The sequence below is a fragment of the Bradyrhizobium sp. T-1 genome (genome assembly GCF_053592855.1).
The window spans coordinates 2,399,468-2,419,120 of the sequence record NZ_CM132115.1 but is presented as its reverse complement, the minus strand read 5'-3'; the positions used below and the strand labels follow the sequence as shown (position 1 = coordinate 2,419,120).

The 19,653-nt window shown below is 63.2% G+C and carries 20 protein-coding genes; 9 read left to right on the top strand and 11 right to left on the bottom strand.

Annotated features, from left to right (window positions below; all coding sequences use genetic code 11):
* Window positions 1-45: 45 nt before the first annotated feature.
* Window positions 46-1,176, bottom strand: coding sequence for a sugar ABC transporter substrate-binding protein (locus tag ACWAT4_RS11605; RefSeq protein WP_212298774.1), 1,131 nt, complete (start codon window positions 1,174-1,176; stop codon window positions 46-48).
* A 475-nt stretch (window positions 1,177-1,651) separates the two neighbouring features.
* Between ACWAT4_RS11605 and ACWAT4_RS11600 the strand changes: the two genes are divergently transcribed.
* Together ACWAT4_RS11600 and ACWAT4_RS11595 are read left to right on the top strand one after the other, a co-directional pair.
* A complete protein-coding gene (locus ACWAT4_RS11600) occupies window positions 1,652-2,962 on the top strand; it encodes an ABC transporter substrate-binding protein (RefSeq protein ID WP_212298775.1) in 1,311 nt (436 codons plus the stop codon).
* 451 nt (window positions 2,963-3,413) lie between these two features.
* The gene (locus ACWAT4_RS11595; protein ID WP_212298776.1) at window positions 3,414-3,593 is read left to right on the top strand and encodes a hypothetical protein; all 180 of its coding nucleotides are present in this window, start codon (window positions 3,414-3,416) and stop codon (window positions 3,591-3,593) included.
* 159 nt (window positions 3,594-3,752) lie between these two features.
* Here ACWAT4_RS11595 and ACWAT4_RS11590 read toward each other — a convergent pair whose 3' ends face one another.
* The 4 genes from ACWAT4_RS11590 to ACWAT4_RS11575 form a co-directional block, all read right to left on the bottom strand.
* Complete coding sequence (locus tag ACWAT4_RS11590) at window positions 3,753-4,922, bottom strand: Gfo/Idh/MocA family protein (protein WP_212425442.1); 1,170 nt, start codon at window positions 4,920-4,922, stop codon at window positions 3,753-3,755.
* Between the two features lie 43 nt (window positions 4,923-4,965).
* Window positions 4,966-5,280, bottom strand: coding sequence for a septal ring lytic transglycosylase RlpA family protein (locus tag ACWAT4_RS11585; protein WP_212298778.1), 315 nt, complete (start codon window positions 5,278-5,280; stop codon window positions 4,966-4,968).
* 102 nt (window positions 5,281-5,382) lie between these two features.
* A complete protein-coding gene (locus ACWAT4_RS11580) occupies window positions 5,383-6,228 on the bottom strand; it encodes a CmcJ/NvfI family oxidoreductase (protein ID WP_212298779.1) in 846 nt (281 codons plus the stop codon).
* Between the two features lie 330 nt (window positions 6,229-6,558).
* Window positions 6,559-6,987, bottom strand: a complete 429-nt coding sequence (locus tag ACWAT4_RS11575) for a hypothetical protein (RefSeq protein ID WP_212298780.1) — start codon at window positions 6,985-6,987, stop codon at window positions 6,559-6,561.
* A gap of 345 nt (window positions 6,988-7,332) precedes the next feature.
* Between ACWAT4_RS11575 and glgC the strand changes: the two genes are divergently transcribed.
* From glgC to ACWAT4_RS11560, 3 genes are all read left to right on the top strand, one after another.
* Window positions 7,333-8,595: a glucose-1-phosphate adenylyltransferase gene (glgC, locus tag ACWAT4_RS11570; RefSeq protein WP_212298781.1), complete on the top strand. Its 1,263-nt coding sequence runs from the start codon at window positions 7,333-7,335 to the stop codon at window positions 8,593-8,595.
* Window positions 8,592-10,043 carry a glycogen synthase GlgA gene (glgA, locus tag ACWAT4_RS11565; RefSeq protein ID WP_449730566.1) on the top strand — a complete coding sequence of 484 codons (1,452 nt, stop codon included), beginning with the start codon at window positions 8,592-8,594 and terminating at the stop codon, window positions 10,041-10,043. The genes glgC and glgA overlap by 4 nt, the downstream gene beginning before the upstream one ends.
* Window positions 10,044-10,289: 246 nt before the next feature.
* Window positions 10,290-11,450: a hypothetical protein gene (locus tag ACWAT4_RS11560; protein WP_449730565.1), complete on the top strand. Its 1,161-nt coding sequence runs from the start codon at window positions 10,290-10,292 to the stop codon at window positions 11,448-11,450.
* A gap of 303 nt (window positions 11,451-11,753) precedes the next feature.
* Here ACWAT4_RS11560 and ACWAT4_RS11555 read toward each other — a convergent pair whose 3' ends face one another.
* On the bottom strand, window positions 11,754-12,548 hold the full coding sequence (locus ACWAT4_RS11555; RefSeq protein WP_449730564.1) for a DODA-type extradiol aromatic ring-opening family dioxygenase: 795 nt from the start codon (window positions 12,546-12,548) through the stop codon (window positions 11,754-11,756).
* Between the two features lie 161 nt (window positions 12,549-12,709).
* Between ACWAT4_RS11555 and ACWAT4_RS11550 the strand changes: the two genes are divergently transcribed.
* Window positions 12,710-12,889: a hypothetical protein gene (locus ACWAT4_RS11550; RefSeq protein WP_027519499.1), complete on the top strand. Its 180-nt coding sequence runs from the start codon at window positions 12,710-12,712 to the stop codon at window positions 12,887-12,889.
* A 7-nt stretch (window positions 12,890-12,896) separates the two neighbouring features.
* Here ACWAT4_RS11550 and ACWAT4_RS11545 read toward each other — a convergent pair whose 3' ends face one another.
* Complete coding sequence (locus ACWAT4_RS11545) at window positions 12,897-14,369, bottom strand: carboxylesterase/lipase family protein (RefSeq protein WP_212298785.1); 1,473 nt, start codon at window positions 14,367-14,369, stop codon at window positions 12,897-12,899.
* Window positions 14,370-14,450: 81 nt separating this feature from the next.
* Window positions 14,451-14,660 (bottom strand): hypothetical protein, encoded by a 210-nt coding sequence (locus tag ACWAT4_RS11540; RefSeq protein ID WP_212425438.1) that lies wholly within the window; start codon window positions 14,658-14,660, stop codon window positions 14,451-14,453.
* Between the two features lie 229 nt (window positions 14,661-14,889).
* On the opposite strand from ACWAT4_RS11540, the gene ACWAT4_RS11535 reads away from it, so the two are divergent.
* From ACWAT4_RS11535 to ACWAT4_RS11525, 3 genes are all read left to right on the top strand, one after another.
* On the top strand, window positions 14,890-17,577 hold the full coding sequence (locus ACWAT4_RS11535) for a flavin-containing monooxygenase (protein ID WP_449730563.1): 2,688 nt from the start codon (window positions 14,890-14,892) through the stop codon (window positions 17,575-17,577).
* 125 nt (window positions 17,578-17,702) lie between these two features.
* A complete protein-coding gene (locus tag ACWAT4_RS11530; protein WP_212425436.1) occupies window positions 17,703-17,966 on the top strand; it encodes a hypothetical protein in 264 nt (87 codons plus the stop codon).
* Window positions 17,967-18,098: 132 nt separating this feature from the next.
* The gene (locus ACWAT4_RS11525) at window positions 18,099-18,404 is read left to right on the top strand and encodes a hypothetical protein (protein ID WP_212298789.1); all 306 of its coding nucleotides are present in this window, start codon (window positions 18,099-18,101) and stop codon (window positions 18,402-18,404) included.
* A 34-nt stretch (window positions 18,405-18,438) separates the two neighbouring features.
* Here the strand turns inward: ACWAT4_RS11525 and ACWAT4_RS11520 are convergent, their stop codons facing one another.
* The 3 genes from ACWAT4_RS11520 to ACWAT4_RS11510 all read right to left on the bottom strand — a co-directional run bounded on the left by ACWAT4_RS11520 (window position 18,439) and on the right by ACWAT4_RS11510 (window position 19,517).
* Entirely contained in the window at window positions 18,439-18,591 is a 153-nt protein-coding gene (locus ACWAT4_RS11520; protein ID WP_212298790.1) for a hypothetical protein, read from the bottom strand.
* A gap of 78 nt (window positions 18,592-18,669) precedes the next feature.
* A complete protein-coding gene (locus ACWAT4_RS11515) occupies window positions 18,670-19,200 on the bottom strand; it encodes a septal ring lytic transglycosylase RlpA family protein (RefSeq protein WP_212298791.1) in 531 nt (176 codons plus the stop codon).
* A 152-nt stretch (window positions 19,201-19,352) separates the two neighbouring features.
* Window positions 19,353-19,517: a hypothetical protein gene (locus ACWAT4_RS11510; RefSeq protein ID WP_212298792.1), complete on the bottom strand. Its 165-nt coding sequence runs from the start codon at window positions 19,515-19,517 to the stop codon at window positions 19,353-19,355.
* Window positions 19,518-19,653 lie beyond the last annotated feature (136 nt).

Genomic DNA, 19,653 nt, shown 5'->3' with positions numbered 1-19,653 from the left:
CGGCCCGGCGAAAGCCGGGCCGCAACCGCAACATCTCCAATGCGCTCACTGGGTGTTCTTTTCGCTCTGCGACATGATCTCCGGCGCCGTGAAGTTGACGCCGCAGGGCGTGAACTGGTTCGGCGCGAAGAAGTTCGCGTTGAGGTCCGGCCAGTAGTTGGTGCCGGGCTTCAGGTCCTTGTAGGTCGCAACCGGGATCGGGATCGAGATCAGCTGCGGCATGACGTTGCCTTGCAGCGCGGAGATCGCCGCCTTGGTGGCGATGGCGACCAGCGCTGGCGACTGGCCGTAGGACATGCCCTTGAGCCCGTCCTTGGCGTGATCGGCAATCTGCTTGCGGTACTCGTTCTCGCCCTCGCCCGACATCGGGACGAACGGGTGCTTCGCCGACATCATCGCCTGCACGGTGCCATCGGAGCCACCTTGCGTGAACACGCCATCGAAATGGCCGTGCACCGCGAGCGCGTCCGCCGTCACCTTCTGCGAGGTGCCGGTGTCCCAATTGCCGACCACTTCGGTGATCTTGAAGCTGTTGCCCGGCGCTTCCATGACCTCGCGGAAGCCAAGATGGCGGTCGCGGTCGACCGAATTGCCCGGCAGGCCTCGGACCTCGAGAATGTCGCCGGACTTCTTGCCGCTCTCATCCATCAGCCATTTCGCCGACATGCGGCCCATTTCCTTCTGGTCCTCGTTGACCATCATCACCTTGTCGGTGTCGAGGACGTTGTCGAAGGGGACCACGACGACGTTGTTCTTGTCGGCGAGGCGGATGATGCGGTCGAAGCCGTCAGGCGCCACCGCGATGGTGACGATGGCGTCAAAGCCCTGATTGATGAAGTCCTCCATCGCGCCGAGTTGCGCTGCAACATCGGTGCCGGTCGAGACGACCTTGAACTCCTTGATATTCTCCTTGATGCCGGGCTGCGCGGCGAAGGCCTTCGCGGTCTTCACCATCTGGATGCGCCAGGTGTTGCCGACGAAGCCGTTGACGAGTGCAATCTTGTAGGGCCCGGGCTTCTTGTCCCACTGGAAGAACTTGGTTTGGGACGACCAGGGCTTGAAGCATCCGGGATCGGCACCCGGGCCGGACACGACCTTGGGCCCTGCCAAGGCACTGACCGAGGACAGCAACAGGCCAGCGCAAGCCAGCCCCGCAAAACGAAGCGTCCACACCATGTCTCTTCTCCCTAAGCTTTTGTGTTCCACCCTTAACGTGGCGCGATGGCCAAGCCGGAAATTGGACTTCCCGTGCAATTTGCCCCGCTAGGATGGCACGCAACCTCCGAAGCGCACAAGCCGAATGCCGGTCATGAACCCTGGCCCGCTGCGAACGGATGGAGCAAAACCATCACAATTGCGGGAGACGCTGCCGCACCGGGGACGAAGCTGAAAACGCACGCGTGACAAGTGGATGCTCGCGCCCGAACTGATGCAGCGCCATCGAATGATCCCGATCAAGCGGCAGCAAGGCAGTCGCTCCATCAGCGCATCGCAAAAAGAATGATACTCAGGGAAAAATGCCGGCGTGATCTCGGACGGCTGCGCGTCCGAATTGCCTAGTGCGGCGCATGTTGACTTTCGTGCATGCCATCCAAATACTCGCCAAAAAAGTAAAGCCAGTCGCAAACGACGGTTCGGAGGGAGGGATAGGATGCCGACTTCACGCAGGCAGCTGCTGAAGGGTACGGCGGCTGCCGCCGCCACACTCAGCCTCGATTGGACCCGGGCCCAGGCGCAAGCCGAGAATTTGCGCATCGGCCTGATCTACGATCTCACCGGACCATTCGCCGCCGGCGGCTCGGTCGCCTCCTCGGTCGGCGCGCAGATCGCCATCGATCTCGTCAACGAGAAGGGCGGCATCGGGGGCAAGACCAAGATCGTGCCCGTCTCTGCCGACTCCCAGAGCAAGGCCGACGTCGCCATCAACGAGGCCGAGCGCCTGATCAGCCAGGAAAAGATCGACATCATCAACGGCGTCTATTCCAGCGCGCATGCCGTGCCGATGGCGGCGAAGGTCGAGCAGCAGAAGAAGATCCTCTGGATCACGACCGCGGTCTCGACCGCCGTGTTCAAGGACAAGAACCTGCAATATGTGTTTCGCGCGCAGATCCATTCCGACCAGTACGGCCAGGCTTTTGCCGGCTTCCTCACCGAGCACGCCAAGGGCAAGCTCGGCATGGAGCCGAAGGACGTCAAGGTCGCACTGATCCACGAGGACGGTCCATATGGCGTCGGCGTCGCCGCGGCCGACGAGGCCTATGCCAAGGAGGCCGGCATCCAGGTGGTGCTGCGTGAGGGCTATTCTGCCTCGGCACCCGATCTGTCGGTGCTCGTAACCAAGCTCAAGCGCGCCAAGGTCGATGTGATCTCGCATGCCGGCTACAATCCCGACATCACCCTGTTCCTGCGCCAGGCCCGCGAAAGCGGCCTACGCTTCAAGATGCTGTTCGGCGCCGGCGCCGGCTACAGCCAGCTCGACAAGCTGCGCGCGACCTTCGGCGCCGACATCGACAATTTCTGCAACATCGATCCGGTGCCGGCGCAGCTGCTCGATGCCTCGAAGCTCGCGCCCGGCATCGGCGACCTGATCAAGACCATGGTCACGCGCTACCAGGCCAAGACCGGCGCCACCGACGTGCCGCCGCATTGCTCGATGGGCTTCAACCAGACCTGGGTGCTGCTCAACAACGTGCTGCCGGTGGCGAAAGAGAAGTATGGCAGCTTCGAACCGGAGGCCATTCGCAAGGCCGCGCTCGACGTCGACATCCCGCCCGGCGGCACCATCCAGGGCTACGGTGTGAAGTTCTTCCCGCCGGGCACGCCGCTCTCCGGCCAGAACGAACGCTCGACGCCGGTGGTGATGCAGAACGCTGGCGAGCATATCTCCGTGGTGTGGCCGACCAACATCCGCACGCAAGACCCGGTGTTTCCGCTGCCGAAGGGATCGACTTACGGAGCGTGAGGCGCACGCCGCGGACGCTGTCTCTTCCCCCGCCTTAGCCGGCGCTTAGGCCGTTCTCAAGAACGGCCGCCGACGGCCGCGCGTGCCATCTTCTCCTGCAAGAGCAGAAGAATGGCGGCGCACACTTGGCATTCGCCACGGCCTGGCACCAACCCGACGAACGGCGTTGTAGCGGATGGCGCTTGCATCCAAAGGTAACTCTCTTCGCGCTGTAGTTGGATTTTTGACCGCAAAGGGCTCCGCACAGGTTGTGAGACGAAGTCTTTTTGAAATAAAAATCTTCTAGAGTGTGATCTAGATAATGAGCCCTGCTTCATCATCGTACGTACAAACCAATCAACCAGCCGCGTTCGGCGCTGGTTTGTTTTAGTCGGCACCGGCTCGCATGACCGAGCCCTGCACCGGCGGTTAGCAATTTTCAAATTGTAGATTTGCAACGATGGGGGTCACGATGCCCGCCATATTCGAACTGCTCTACAAGGAATTTTGCCGCGCCCGCCTTGCCGAGATGCGCAAGCAGCTTCTGCTCACGGGTAAACATCCAAAGCTCTTTCTGCCGGACGACGATCCCGCCGATCCGGATGGGGTCGACTCGCAACACGAGGCCGGATTGAAGCGCCCGAGGGAATAATCACGCCCCAGCAACAATATCTGTGAAAGGCATCCGTTTCAGGAGGCAACATTGAATACGCCCGAGTTCTACGCTGCGTCGATTGCCTGCCTCTCCTGCATGACCATTGTCGTGATGATGGCTGTCGGAGCCTGGTAGCAGCGCACGCGCATCGGCATCTTACAATACCACGCGCCGTCCCTCCTCCGCCGCCCAATAGCCGGCGTAGTTGACCTTGATTGTCTCGTAGGCCAGCGCGAGGTCCGACAGTGGCTGCCGTCCCGTGGCGGCGCATTCCATGAAATCCTGGATCTCCTGGAGATAACCGCGCGTCCATTCCTCCTCGAGGCAGACATACTGCCAGCCGGTTTTGCGGTCGACCTTCTCGGTGATGTAGACGCTCGCGAGCTTCTCCTCGGAGGTCTGGTAGCTCATCAGGTGCGTGTTCGGGGTGATGTTGGCGAACAAGGACCCGCCGCTGGTGTAGGTCTCGATCAGATTGCGCACGCCGCCCATGATCATGTCGCCGGAGAACACGGTGGCCTTGGTGCCATCTGAGAAGGTCGCGGTCAGCGTGCCCCAGTCCTCGACATCGACCGGATTGGCCTTGATGTAGCTGCGCTCTTCGGGCTTGAGGCCGGCCGTGACATTGCCGACATCGCCGGTGACGCTGGCAACCTTGATGATCTCGCCGCGCGCCTTGGCTTCGACCTGCTTGAGATAGAGCACGGCCGAAAGCGGATGGCAGCCCATCCGGATCAGCGAGCCGCCGCCGGTCATCGCCCATTGCGCGGCATGGGCGGCATGCGAGCCGGAATGGCTCTCCTCGCCCTTCATGAACAGGATCTTGTCTTTCGTTGCCTTGAGGATTTCGGCGGTCTTGGTCACGGCCGGCGCGTAGATCCAGTCCTCGGCATACATGAAGAGCTTATCCGTGCCTTCGATCGCGGCGCGGGTGCGGTCCATCTCCTCCAGCACACGCTCATACATCAGCGCCTTCGGCACGTGCTTGCCGATCGGCTGCCTGTCGCCGTCGCGACCGAAATAGCCGGCGAAGGGCTTTTCGCAGATGACGTGCTTGCCGGCCTGCATGGCGGCGATGATCATCTCGGCATGAAGATTGGGCGGGGTGCAGATGTCGACGACATCGAGCACGCGGTCGGCGACCAATTCCGCAAAGCTGCGATAGACCCGCGGAATGTTATGGCGGGCCGCGAATTCGACGACATGGTCGCCGCGCGCGGCAACAGCGGCAACCTCGACGTCGACACCATAGACGCGCCGGAACGCATACATGTGCAGCTCCGACACGAAGCCGCAGCCGACGAGACCGACCCTGATCCTGGCCATAGCGCCCCCTTGCTTTGAGCAGCACTATAGCGCGACAGCAGTGCTATTCCACCGAGACCCGCACCACGCCTGCGCTCATCATGCCGAGCGCGCGGGCGGCGGGCACGGATAGATCGACGATGCGGCCGCGGATGAAGGGACCACGATCATTGACACGGCATTGGATCGTCCGCCCGCTGTAGGACACTCTGAGCACGCTGCCGAACGGACGCGTCCGGTGCGCACAGGTCAGCTCGCCGCCCCTGCCGGCTTTTCCATATCCATAGTATGACGCAAGCCCGCTTTCGGCGTGGGCGACGGAAAATGCTGAAAGCGAGAAAGTGGTCAGACAAAACAGTAGCGTCGGCTGCGCTCGCACGGCACCGCTCCCGGTTACCCTGCCCCGCGCTGCAACGTCGCCAGGTTCCCCTTGGTTCCCAAGCCACTGCCGGGCGATGCCCGGCAGTGGCATCACACATTGTTACTGTTTGTGAAAGACCAGCGTGCGCACCTCGATGCTCTCGCGCGGCGCGGCATCCGGCGGCGTGGTCGGATCGACAAAGGCCGTGTGCGGCCCGAAACGGGTGCGGCCATCGCTCGCAGAGTCATAGCATTTGAGCAGCAGCGCCTCGTCCGGCGTCATCTCAGGGAAATAAAACCAGCGATGGTTCGGATTGAATTTCACCGAATAGGTCTCGCCGCGACGATTGGGATAGATGAGATCGGAGGCGACGAGATCCTCGGGCGCAACCGTCGTGCCGTCAGCCATTGCCAGCGGTGAATCGCGCAAGGGTCCGCGGATCGGCCGCCAGAGATTGATCACCTGGACGCGCCCCTTGAGCAGCTCATCGGCCTCGCCGGGCAGATGCTCGCGCACGCGGTTGGCGCCGGAGACGATGGTCTGGTCGACATGGACGCGCGTCGCCGGTTGGCGCGGACCACCGTCGCGGATATCGGCGGCGCCCGCGACGCGCTTGCGCACGGTGTGATCGAAGATGACGACGCGGTCGGCCTTCAGCGTCGCGCGCAGGAAGGCTTCGACCGCGGGATAATAGACGGCGCGGATTTCCTCATCGTTGTAAAAGTCCTTCACCCGGTTCGGATGACGTACCAGCGCAAAGCCTTCGCGATCCAGGGAGAAGTTGTTCGCAATCAATCGCGCATCGAAGATCGGAACCCGATGCGGCTCCGGCAGAGAGGTGCTCTTCGGCTCCCCCGGCGGCGGATCGAAGGCGTAGGTCCGTGGCGTGCCGGACACCGGCGCGAGGTAATTGAGTTCAGCGGTGACGAAGGGAAGCGATTCGATTCTTGTTTCTTGCAGACCCATGGCCGGTCTCCCGATTCTATCGTCCATTTGATCTTGGCGGACGCATCATCGACTGCAAGAGACCGGCTTCGAATAGCAATGCTGCTGTTGTCGGCGTCGGCAAAAGGAGAACGATCGTTTCAACCGGCAGCGACAAGTCAGCGATTTTGTCCTCGCCTCACATTCCCTTGATTACAAACCGAACATGAGCGGCGAGCTTTGCGCTTCCCACTGACACCAAATTCGGTGCCGCGAGATCGTGCTCGCGCATCTCGTCTGCATGAACCTATCTAGAGCATGATCCGGGAAAGAGCGAAGCAGCTTTCCAGGTCATGCCCAGGCAACGACCGCTCACCAATAGCCGCGAAAATAGTGACGGTGATAGACCCGGTACGGCCGATAATAGCCGTAATATGGACGGTAGGGCCGATAGTATCGCGGATAGGCTGGTCCATAGCCGTAGCCATAATAGGCCGGCGCGTAACCATAGCCGTAGCCGGGGTAACCGTAGCCGCCGTAATATGGCCCGCCGCCATAGTAGCCGTAACCATAAGGCGCTCCGCTGGCGATGGCGCCGCCGATGATCGCACCCGCTGCAAGGCCACCGAGACCCCAGCCCCATCCACCGCCGCGCCAATGCACCTGTGTGACGTCATCGCCAGCCGCAGCCTTCATGGTCGCGACATTGGTCGGCATCGGCGCCGCTGCCGCCTGCTGGATTTGGCCGGCCATGACCCCGACCGTCAGCGAGCAGGCAATCGCCACTTTCCAGATACTCATCGTCTTACTCCCTGTCTGACGTTTCGTTCGGAAGAGCATCGCAGCCGTATGATCGAGCATCCTTGCGCCAAGTCAAAGGCTCGAATTCGAGTGCAGCGCACAAGACGGCCGCGTATGCCTCAATTGTGACCAGCGGACGACGCCTCGCCCGCGCCGCTGTCAAGCCGCGGCGTCGGTATGGGCGAGCGGGCGCGCCCCGGCAAAGCGTTAAGCTTCCCATGCATTCGCAACCAACAAGCGTCTTCCCGATTTACTATTCGTACCGCTACTATCGGTTCCAATGGTGCGCGGCCGGAAGGCACTTCGCGAAGGCCTGAGCTTGCGCCAGATAAGTGGGAGGATCACATGAGTGCCGCCGGAAATGAGCCGCTTGCCCGCCAGGCCTTGGCGTTTGTCCTTGCCGGCGGTCGCGGCAGCCGGCTGCTGGAGCTGACCGACCGGCGCGCCAAGCCCGCGGTCTATTTCGGCGGCAAATCCCGTATCATCGATTTCGCATTGTCGAATGCGGTGAACTCCGGCATCCGCCGCATCGCGGTTGCCACCCAATACAAGGCGCACAGCCTGATCCGGCATCTGCAGATGGGCTGGAACTTCTTCCGGCCCGAGCGCAACGAGAGCTTCGACATCCTGCCTGCGAGCCAGCGCGTCTCGGAGAACATGTGGTATGTCGGCACGGCGGATGCCATCTACCAGAACATCGACATCATCGAGTCGCACAACGCCCGCTTCATCGTCGTGCTGGCGGGCGACCACATTTACAAGATGGACTACGAGGTGATGCTGCGTCAGCACGTCGACAGCGGCGCAGACGTGACCGTCGGCTGCCTCGAAATGCCGCGCGCGGAATCTTCGGGCTTCGGCATCATGCATATCGACGAGAACGGCTGGATTATGCAGTTCCTTGAGAAGCCCAAGGATCCGCCGCCGATGCCGGGCAAGCCGGACGTCTCGCTCGCCAGCATGGGCATCTACGTGTTCAACGCGAAATTCCTGTTCGACGAGTTGAAGCGCGACGCCGAGGACCCGAACTCGAGCCACGATTTCGGCAAGGACATCATCCCCTATATCGTGAAGAACGGCCGCGCGATCGCACATCAATTCTCGACCTCCTGCGTGCGCTCGGGCAGCGATCCCCGCGCCTACTGGCGCGATGCCGGCACGGTGGACGCCTATTGGGCGGCCAATATCGACCTCACCGACGTGGTGCCGGAGCTCGATCTGTTCGACCGCGCCTGGCCGATCTGGTCCTATGCGGAGATCACGCCGCCCGCCAAGTTCGTCCATGACGAGGAGAGCCGGCGCGGCCAGGCGGTGAGCTCGCTGGTCTCGGGCGGCTGCATCATCTCCGGCGCGTCGCTTCGCCGCTCGCTGCTGTTCACCGGCGTGCGCATCAACTCCTATGCCAATGTCGAGAACGCCGTGATCATGCCTTACGTCAATGTCGGCCGCGGCGCGCGGCTGAAGAACGTCGTGATCGACCGCGGCGTGGAGATTCCGGAGGGACTCGTCATCGGCGAGGATCCGGAGCTTGACGCCAAACGCTTCCGCACCACCGAACAGGGCATCTCGCTCGTCACCCAGCCGATGCTCGACAGGCTCAATACATGACGCCTGTTCGCGTCCTCGCGGTCGCTTCTGAAGTCTATCCCATCGTCAAGACCGGCGGCCTCGCGGATGTCGCCGGTGCGCTGCCGATTGCGCTGAAGGCCCACGGCATCGAGATGCGCACGCTGATGCCGGGCTATCCGGACGTGATCCGGCTACTCTCGGGCGCGGAAGAGCTGCGGAGCTGGCCGGATTATTTCGGCGGCCCGGGCCGCCTGCTCGCCGGATCCCGTGACGGGCTCGACCTGTTCGTGCTCGACGTGCCCCATCTCTATGTCCGGCCCGGAAATCCCTACGTCACCGCGGAGGGCGTCGACTGGCCGGACAATGGCGTGCGCTTCGCGGCGCTGGCGCGCGTGGCCGCGGACATCGGCCACGGTCTCGTTCCGGCCTTCGTGCCTGACGTGGTGCATGCCCATGACTGGCAGGCCGGGCTCGCGCCGGCCTATCTGCACTACGACGGCAGGCCGCGGCCCGGCACAGTGATGACCATTCACAACATGGCCTATCAGGGCAAATTCGATCGTACGCTGGCGGGCGCGATCGGCCTGCCGCGGGACGCCGCGTTCGACGTCCACGGTCTCGAATATTTCGGCGGCATCAGCTTCTTGAAAGCCGGCCTGCAGCTCGCCGATCGCATCACCACGGTATCGCCGACCTACGCGCATGAAATCCAGAGCGACGAAGGCGGCATGGGGCTTGGCGGCCTGCTGCGCGAGCGCTCGAGCGTGCTCAGCGGCATCCTCAACGGCATCGACGTCGACGTGTGGAATCCACAAACCGATCCGCACATCGCCTATCGCTTCAGCACCCAAGACATCGCATTCCGAGCCGCCAACAAGGCGGTGCTTCAGCAGCAATTCAATCTCGATTCCTCAGACGAAGCGCCGCTGCTTGGCGTCATCAGCCGGCTGTCCTGGCAGAAGGGGCTTGATCTTCTGCTCGAGGCGATCCCGACGATCCTGGACCAGGGCATGCAGCTTGCGCTGCTCGGCAGCGGCGAACGCGATCTGCAGGATCGCTATCAGGCCGTCGCGCGTGCCAATCCCGGTCGGATCGGAGTCTTGATCGGCTATGACGAAATACTGGCCCATCTGATCCAGGCCGGCTCCGACGCGCTGCTCGTGCCGTCGCGGTTCGAGCCGTGCGGGCTGACCCAGCTCTGCGCCTTGCGCTATGGCGCAGTGCCCATCGTCTCCCGCGTCGGCGGCCTCGAGGACACCATCGTCGATATCGGCGAGGCCGGACGCGACGCCACCGGCTTCAAATTCGGTCCGGTGACGGCCGATGCCCTCGCCGGCACACTGCGCAAGGCGAACGCCGCCTTCCATGACAAGGCGACCTGGCGCCGGCTGCAATTGAGCGGTCTTGCGACCGACGTGTCCTGGCGCAACCGCGCGGGCGAATACGCCGCGCTTTATCGCGGCCTGATGGCGTCCCGCCGAATGTGAGGGCGGATTAGCCGATAGCGTGATCCGCCGAGCAGAGCGGACGCAGAACAGGGCTGGCTGCCATAGCCGGTTTTGACCCTAAGCGACTGGTCTCGATTTGTTCTTCGACTTTCCGCACCTGCTGAAAGCGGACTTACGATGCGGTTGCAAGATTTTGTTTGGTCGCGCCGCTTAAGGTAGTAACGAGGCAACTGCCAAGGCTGCGAAAGTCGTGACGCAAATGCTCCTCAATCTCGCAGGCCGTCGATGATCTTGCATTCGACGCAATTGCCACGTCTTTTGGTACCGCTCGCCTGGATTGGCATCGTTGGCGTCGCTGCGATCTCGTCGAATTACTCGGCATTATGGTCGACGGCTAATGAAAGCGTCTTGTTGACGCTCAACGCATGTTTCATCTCGATTTTTTGGCTCGCCGTTGCCATCGCTGGCCTTGACGGCATTCGACGCTGGTCTGGGGATTCAATCCTGGTTCGGATCGAGACTACAATTCTCGTCGTCGCAGCTGTGGCGTTGATGGGAACAACCGCGAGCAACGCAATATCTTTCGGTGCATTGGGATTGCTGACTATCCCGTGGCCGGTTTTTTACACGTCGCATACTGCCGCTCTCACGTCGGTATTCAGTTTGGCTGCGTTGATCGGGCTCTTCGTAACGTCGGATCGAGCAATTACATTCGAGGCAACGGCTGTCCCAGCATTGGCTCTCGTCTTTCCGTTCGCGCTTACAGGCCTTTTCATGGGCAATGACGATGCCCACACAGTTGCGCTGCGGGCGACTGCCGCCAGTGCAGCGGTGTTGAGTATCGCCTTCGCGATCACGCGTGATCGGCTGCATGTTGCGCTCATTGCCGGCATGGGCGGCGTTCTTCTAAACTCAATCGCATACTTGGCCGTGCTGGTACCAACCGCCGCCCTCTTCGTGCCGCCTTTAAGGTCCCGGGCGCAAGCTGCATTTGCCGCGGGCGCAAACCGCGTTACCTTGTTCGGAGCAGGGATCGCACTCGTTACATGTTTCAGCGGTGTCTGGTTTGCGATGTTGTCCCCGACGCTTCGTTCTCAAATGGATAATGCAGCATTCGTGCTTGCCATGCGGCCGCTGCCAACGATCCTGGCTGCTTGCGCGGCTCTCTTCGTGCTCTGCGTCCTCTCATCTCCGCTCGTTGCCTTTTCGCTTCTAGCGGCCGCTTACGCTGCGCCTATCAACAGCGCTCTCACCTACGAAACGCAGTGCAGCGTCATCGGGGGCAGCGTTCCGATCGCAATAGCCGCAATGATTGTTCGTGCTGAATGGCAACGGTCGGCAACTGACGAATGGCGTCGGCGTGCAAATCACATTGCTGCCGCAGCCTTGTTCGTCATCGGATGCATTTGCGCCGCCATCCCGCACCCCCCGTATTTTAGTTTTTGAGCAGCGAAATGCTGCACCCACGCAGCGTCAGCACTCCCTCCAACAGTGACCGCGCCTACCGCTCTTGCAGCGAGCCATCAATGTCTCTCGTTAGCCCATAGCTGGTTTGCTGCGTCGTCCGCCGATTTGTCGGCTTGTGAGGCGAGACCGGACCTCGCGATGACGCAGCCAAAGCCGACGCGATCGCCCCCTCGCGACATACGGTATTCCGCACGAATTTGGTCCCTATTGGAGCAAAGCGACGTGGATGATGCCGCGGGGTTTATCGGTACGCGACCCAATCCGTCCGACGAGTATACGTATTCACCCAAACATATACGACGCCATCGCGACGCTTGCGACCTCGTCGACGAACACGCGCTTGCCGACGTCGCTGCCGGCAGCGCCGGCCGCGACCATCAGCGGCAGCAGGTGATCCTCGCGCGGATGGGCGAGACGCGCGCTCGGCGCATTCTCCCAATCGACCAGCATCGCGTTGCGGCGCGCAGCATCCGGATTGCTGATCGCCTCGTTCAGATAGGCCTCGAAATCATAGGAAACGGGTTTGGACTCGGCCCGCCCGAAGCCGCGCATGTTGTGATAGGTGAGCCCGCTGCCGACGATTAGAATGCCCTCGTCGCGGAGGAGGGCGATGGCCTGCCCGACCTTGATGTGCTCGGCCGCGTCGTAACTCGCCTTCAGCGACAGCAGCACGATCGGCATGTCGGCGTTCGGATACATCAGGCCGAGCGGCACGAAGGTGCCGTGGTCAAAGCCCTGATTGGGATCTTCCCGGCAGTCGAGGCCCGCGTGCTTGAGCAGCGCCCTCACCTCCGCAGCCAGTTCGGGCTGGCCCGGCGCCGGATATGTGATGTGGTAGGTATGCTCGGGGAAACCGTAATAGTCGTACACCATCGGCGGATGCGCCGAGGTCGACACGGTAAAGGCGTCGGCCTCCCAATGGCCCGTGATGACGAGCACCGCCTTCGGCCGCGCGGGCAGAAGCTGCGGCAGCCGGCCGAACTCCGCGGCGGTCTTGGCATATTGCACCCGCCGGTCCTCCATGAAGGGCCAGGGGCCGCCGCCATGGGACAGAAACAGGGTCGGAAATCGCGTCATTTGTGCCGGCTCGTCTCGTTAACAACATGCGCGGATTAAACGCCCGCGCGCTTCGCGGCGAGCATAGGCAAACCGGCATGGTTAGCAAGTCGTTAACGATTTGCCGCCCACAATCGCCCCCGTGGCCGAAGGAATCGGCCAGAAGACAAGCGAGACGTGAGATGAAGAAGTTTGCGCTGGGGGACGTCGTCAACAGTGACAAGGGCCGCCGCGGCGTCGTTCGCGCCGCCTATCGGTCCAAGGAAGGCCAGCAGTTCTATGCCGTCGAGAAGGACGGCGCGATGGACTATCTGGAGGAAGACCGGCTGAGCCCGGCACCGCGCGTCGAGCTCGCGGCCTAACCCCAACTCATCTTTTGCTCTCGCCCGCGAGCCGGTCCAGACGCTCTCCCCAAGGATCGTCGCCGCTCGCGATGCGATCGTTCGTGATCAGCAGCAAATGGTCGCGATCCGCGGCCGCATCCCAATGCGGCAGCTCGGCGTCGTTGGGATCGCCGCTTCTGGCGAAGTTGATCCAGTAGGTGCGCAGGCGGTTGGCAAGCTCGCGATCCCGCCGCGAGAAGATGCCCGCGCCGGGCACGCCCTCGACGCCGAAGATGAACTGCAACTCCCGCCCATGGCCTTCATCGGCATTGCCGCGCCGCGCTTCCGGCACATAGGCAAAGCGATAGCGGAAGGTCGGCGCGCCCGTCGCGGCGTGAAGCCGGGCCAGCATTCGCACCGGCTCGGAGAAGACCTTGTCGGTGTAGAAGCCCGCCGCAAGGTCGGACGGCCTCTTGGCTTCGGGATAGAGCCTGCGCAACTCATCAATGCTTTCACTCGACGATGACAGCGCCTCCTTGACCTCCAGCTCGCTGTCGAAGCGGGTTTCGTCGTCGTTCGAGCCGATGATGAGGGGAATGCGGCTCTCATGACCCGCGGCGAATCCGGCGGCGATGTCTTCCGTCACCAGGTTTCCATCTACCGCCGGCGCAAAGCTGCGCGGCGTCTTGCCCAAGAGACGCTTTTCCGCGGCGAGAAGGCGCGCCGGCGCGACGACGCGCAAATCGGCCTCTTGCCCGAGTGCGGCGACGAACTGCCGGCCCGTAGTCTCGGCCTCCTGCGACGACGGCAGGCGCACGCGGCCGGGCACCGATTGCAGAATGGCTTTCTGGAAGAGATCGCGTGACTGGGTGCACAGCATCAGCAGCGCGATCGATGTCGCCCCGGCGCCGTTGCCGAACAGCGTGACGTTGTTCGCATCGCCGCCGAAGGCCGCGATATTGTCGTGGACCCAGCGCAGCGCCGTGATCTGGTCCATCAGGCCAAAATTGCCGGAGCCGTATTCCGACAGCGCGGGATGCGTGAGCCAGCCGAGTGCGCCCAAGCGATAATTCACGGTCACGATGATGAGCCCGGCCTGCGCGAACCGTGCGCCATCGAACAACGGATCATTGGCGGTGCCGGCGACGTATCCGCCGCCATGGATGAACACCATGACCGGCAGCGGCCCATCGACGCCAAAGGGACGAAACACGTTGAGCGTGAGGCAATCTTCGCGGGCGGTCGGCAGCGACGGCTGGAGGCAGGGCGCGTCATAGTCGTAGGCCGTGCTCATCTCCGAGCTCTCGGGCAAGGCCTGCGGCGGGCGCCAGCGCAGGCTGCCCACCGGCGGCGCTGCATAAGCCAGGCCCTTGAAGGATGCCACCTCGCCTTTGACGGCGCCGAGCATCTGGCCTTCGCGCGTCAACGCAAACGGAAACTGGCCGACCGCCTGCGCGACGGCGGCACCGGCGCAGCAAAGACATGAAGAGGCCGCAACGAGTGCAAACAGCCACCGCATCCAGGGAATCTCGAGGCGCGGAAAGGGTCGTTGGCAGGTTACGTCTGCAGCTCGCGGCGAGGCAAGCTCTGCGATGCCAAGTTAATTGCCCTTGGCTATGATCTCCGCCAGCGCACGTCGCGCGATGATGCCGAGCTCGCCGAGCGTGGAGTGGCCGGACTGTGCGGCCTCGATCAGACGCTCGGCGATGAACTTGCGGCTGTCGTGATCGCCGCCATGCGGCAATTGGCGACACGTCTCCTCCAGGACGACGTCCATGTTGGCTTTGGTTCGCTCGCTCAACTCGGTCATGGCGCCCTGGGTACGCGTGGCTTGTAACCGCAAGCATACACAGCCGGATCGGGCATGATTACCCCGGGCAATCACGGCCATTGTGCGTCGCGATGCGTGCATTGAAGTAACGTTCGCGCCGCCACGATGACGCCGCAAACGGACTACCGAAGATTGCACTTGCTCTGATGACAAGCCGAGCCTGCAGGGCTAGCCTGCCGGCAAAACAAAATGACACGGGAGGAATACCATGCCGGACGCAATGGTCGCCGCACGTGAGTCCAAGGCGGCGAGTGGAACACTCCAGCAGGTCGATGTCGCCGTGGTCGGCGCCGGATTTGCCGGCCTCTACCTTCTCCATCGCTTGCGCAAGGCGGGCCTGTCGGCCGTCGGGCTCGAAGAGGCCGGCGACGTCGGCGGCACCTGGTACTGGAACCGCTATCCCGGCGCGCGCTGCGATATCCAGACCATCGACTACAGCTACACGTTCGATCCGGAACTCGACAAGGCCTGGACCTGGTCGGAGAAATACGCAACGCAGCCCGAGATCCTGCGCTATCTCGGCTTCGTCGCGGATCGCTACGATCTGCGCCGTGACATCCGCTTCAAGACCAAGGTCACCGAAGCCAAATGGGACGAGACGACCGAGCGCTGGCAGCTCACCACTGATAATGGCGCACCGGTCTCCTGCCGCCATTACATCATGGCCACCGGCTGTCTCTCCGCGCCAAAGCCGCCGGAAATCGACGGTGTCAAGGATTTCAAGGGCGAGGTCTATTTCACCGGGCGCTGGCCGCATGACGGCGTCAACCTCGCGGGAAAACGCGTCGCCGTGATCGGGACAGGCTCGTCAGGCATCCAGTCGATCCCGCTGATCGCCGAGCAGGCCGCGCATCTCACCGTGTTCCAGCGCACGCCGAATTTCGCGCTGCCCGCGCATAACGGTCCCGCGCCGGCCGATCGCCGGGACCTGTTCCAGAGCGATCGCGCGGCCTATCGTGAGCAGGCGCGCCAGTCGATGGCCGGCGTGCCCTATCCGCAGCAAACCGTCGTGAGCTGGCAGCTCGGCGATGCCGAGCGTCGTGAGCGGTTTGAACGTGCCTGGGCGGCGGGCGATCTCGTCCACATCCTGACGCAGCTTTGGGCCGACCAGGCCGTCGATGTCGACGGCAACAAGATCGTCCAGGACCTCATTCGCGAGAAGATCTCGGCGGCCGTGAAGGATCCGGAGACGGCGGCAGCGTTGATGCCGCACGATCATCCGTTCGGGGCGAAGCGTCCCTGCCTCGACACCAATTACTACGCGACCTACAACCGCCCGAACGTCACGCTGGTCAACCTGCGGCAGGAGCCGATCAAGGCGATCACCGCAGGCGGCATCACGACGGCTAAGCGCAGCATCGACGTCGACGTCATCGTGTTCGCGACCGGCTTCGACGCCATGACCGGCGCGATCCGCGCCGTGCATCCGATCACCGGCCGGAGCGGCAAGTCGCTCACCGATGTCTGGGCGCAGGGGCCGCAGAGCTATCTCGGCCTCACGGTCGAGGGCTTCCCGAACTTCTTCATGATCACCGGACCCGGCAGCCCGTCGGTGCTGTCGAACATGGCGGTGTCGATCGAGCAGCATGTCGACTGGGTCGTCGACCGCCTCGCTGAGTTGCGCGATGCCGGCTTCACCACGATCGAGCCGACCGCGACGGCGCAGGCCGGCTGGGGCCGGCACATGGCCGACTGCTCGATGCTGACGCTGCACCGGCTCGCCAACACCTGGTACACGGGCGCCAACGTGCCGGGCAAGGTGCAGGGCCTGATGCCCTATACCGGCGGCGTCGGTCCCTATCGCAGCATCTGCGACGAGGTCACGAGCCGCGGCATGCTCGGCTTCAAGCTGACGGGCCCGAACGTTGCCGCACAATGCAATGACGGCGAGGTGGTGAGGCTGCAGCCGGACGTGCGGCTGGTGCTCAACCTGCTGGCCTCGTTGAACCTGCCGCCGATCGAGTCGATGGGCGCAGCCGGCGCGCGCGCCTTCGTCAACGAGTTCAACAAGGGCCGGCCTGCGGGACGGCTGATTGGCGACATCGTCGACGGCACCCTGCCCGGCGCCGGCGGTCCGCTGCCCTATCGCGTCTACAAGCCGGCAACGCCGGGGCCGCATCAGACGGTCGTCTATTTCCACGGCGGCGGCTGGGTGCTCGGCGACGAGCAGTCGGACGAACCGTTCTGCCGCGACATGGTGCGGCGGACCGGCATGATGTTCATCAGCGTCGGCTATCGCCACGCGCCGGAGCATCGCTTCCCCACCGCGGCCGAGGACGGCTATGCGGCGACGCGCTGGATCTCGGAGCATCTGGCGGAGCTCGGCGGCAAGCCGGGCCCGGTGATGGTCGCGGGGTGGAGCGCCGGAGGCAACATCGCCGCCGTCACCTGCCAGCTCGCGCGCGACCGCGGCGGGCCCGAGATTGCTGGTCAGCTGCTGGTGTGCCCGGTCACCGATTGCACCTTGGATCGGCCCTCCTACAACGACAATGCGATCGGCTACTTCCTGACGCGGTCGCTGATGTACTGGTTCTGGGACCTCTACTGCTCGCCGGCCGACCGCGCCGATCCGCGCGTCTCGCCGCTGCGCGGTAACGTCGCCGGCCTGCCGCCGGCGTTCGTCGTCACCTGCGAGTTCGATCCGCTGCGCGATGAGGGCGTCGCCTATGCGGAAGCGATGGCCGCCACGGGCGTTCCGGTCGAGCAGTTGAAGGCGCACGGCCATTTCCACTCGTCCTTTGTGATGGTCGACGTGGTGATCACCGGCGTTCAGGGCCGGATGCAGATGGCCGAGGCCCTGCGGCGCTTTGCCGGCCTTCCGCCGGAGGTCAGTCGCGACGAGACCAGCCAGGGCCATGCGAGCCCAGGGCACAGGATCGCAGCCGCCGCGAGTTAAGCGTCGGCCGGGAACTTTTTCCCGGCCGCCGCGTTGTCGCGGCGTGGCTTTGAGATGCAGCGATGGGTATGGCCCTGGCACGCAGGCTTTGCGTGCCAGGGTTCTTTTTGCGTGAGGCGGGAACGATGGGAGACGCATCGAAGGTCGATTTCAGCGCGCCCGCCGTGCTGCAGAAATGGCCGTCACTCGGAAATCAGCGCCGGCCGGACCGCGAGCCCTATCAAGTGAGCGAGGGCACGCTCGATGCCTGCATTTCGGCTTTCATGGAGAAGCCCGCGCCGACCCGGCATCTCTATGAAATCCGCACGGCGGCGCAGCCGCCGCTGGTCACCGACATCCTCTCGCCCGAGCACGTCATCGAGCTGGCGCGCTTAAGAGAATTTCTCTGACTGTAGGCGGACACCGCCGCACGCCACCGACAAACGTCTTAAGCGCTTCCTGTGATCTGGCCAGGAACCTTCTTCCGGTTTTTCCCGTTAATGGAGATCGGAAGATCGTAAGCAAAGACGTGAGCAACTCACATGCTTGAAGCTGGCGTACCATCCGCGGTCGTGCCCTACGGCGCCGACCAGACCCTGTTCGTGGTGATCGATCGCCTCGACGAGGCAACCGAAATTCGCGTCGAGCGAAGCGATCTCGACACTGCGATCGGCGAGCTCGTCGCCGGCTGCTTCAACGATCCGATCAAGGTGATCTCGTTCAACACGCTCGAGCACTGGATGAAGGACATCTCGACCGATGTTGCCGATGAAATCCAGGCCCGCTGCGACATCGACGGCGTGACGCTGCCCGACTATCTCAGCGATTTCGTCGAGAGCCACAGCTGATCGGGTCGTCGCGACCCGAGCAAAGATGACGGCATTAGCCGCGCCGCCTGCCGGCGATGACCTCGATCTCGCGGCGGCGTTCGCCGGCGAAGGTCAGGAGCTTTTCGATCGTCGGCGTATCCGTGATCCGTTTGGCAAGACGCTCGGCGCGCGCAGCCTGATCTTCGAGATACTGGATCGTGTTCAAGCGCCGTCTCCCCCAAAGCGGCGAATTGCCGGGCACCCATGGTGCGGGAGAGCCGCTAACAGCCGGTTAAGCCGCGCTCTATTGAACGACGTCGAGCCGGACATTGGCGAGGCCCTTGTCGACCATGCCGAGCGCCTCGGCCGCGGACGGCGAGATGTCGACCACACGACCGCGAACGAAGGGCCCGCGATCGTTGACCCTGACGGTCACGAAGCGGCCGGAGGACACGTCGGTGACGCGCAGCCTGGTGCCGAACGGCAGCGTCGGATGAGCTGCGGTCAATTCGTTCTTGTCGAACCTCTCGCCGCTCGCGGTCTCGATGTCCGAGTAGAAGCTCGCCACGCCATGCGAGGCGGTCGGCTTGGCGCTCGCTGTATCGCTGGACCGGTGCGGCCTGAAGATCGGATGCGGATGCAGCGCCGCAACCTTGACCTTATGCGGGCGCTCGATCTCGGCCTGCTTTGTGGCTGGAGCCAGATCGGCCCTCTGCCGGCCCACCGGCGATTGCGCACACGCCGCAAGCGATGCGGCGCCGACGACGGCGAGCAGCAACCGAGACGAGGTTGCCAGCGAAATCCGGGACGTTTCGGCACGTGCAATGCAAGACATGATGCGCCCTCCGAACACGCCTGAGTTTCGGTGGGCAATCGGGGCAGAACCTTGGCTGAACAAAAGCGGCCTTGCGGCCACCATCGTTTCGCGCCGGCTGTGATGAATCCACCACAGTCAGATGTTCTGAATCGACACAAAACAGCGAAAAATCAGCCCGATACGACGCGCCAGATCATCGGACCGGTCTCCGGCCGCGCCTCGCCGGCCTCGGCGTCGCCCTTGATGAGCCGCATCAACTCACGCCGATAGAGCAGCCGCCAGCCGGTCTTCAGGCTGGCGAGAAAGTCGAGCTCCCGTTGCGTCAGCGTGCACATCTTGAACCCGATCCGACTGGAAGGGCCGCGCCGAACTTTCCGGGCCCAGGGCCGCACTGAACGATTGCGTCAGGTTACTTCGCGTAGTGTTACACAACGTAACGCTTGCGACGAGCTGACGCAAGCCGGGATTGGC